Origin of the sequence: Vibrio sp. OPT18, from assembly GCF_015163615.1 — a bacterium.
Lineage (GTDB): Bacteria > Pseudomonadota > Gammaproteobacteria > Enterobacterales > Vibrionaceae > Vibrio > Vibrio coralliirubri.
Window position 1 is genome coordinate 1 of sequence record NZ_JADDYK010000091.1, and the last position, 217, is coordinate 217.

Annotated in this window: 1 tRNA gene; it reads left to right on the forward strand. The window is 38.2% G+C overall.

The annotated features are described in order from the left end of the window. The first annotated feature begins 17 nt into the window (after positions 1-17). Positions 18-93 (forward strand) — tRNA-Glu (locus tag IQQ51_RS23060). Positions 94-217 lie beyond the last annotated feature (124 nt).

Below are 217 nucleotides of genomic sequence, written 5' to 3' on the forward strand. Positions count from 1 at the left end.
AGTTAAGAGTAACCTATGTCCCGTTCGTCTAGAGGCCTAGGACACCGCCCTTTCACGGCGGTAACAGGGGTTCGACTCCCCTACGGGATACCATCTTTAAGCACATTTATTTAAGTGTTTTTAAAAATGGTTCATTTTATTGAATCAAGCTCTTTAACAATTTGGAAAGCTGACTGATTGATTACTTACGAGTAATTCAATCAAATTTAAAAGTTCT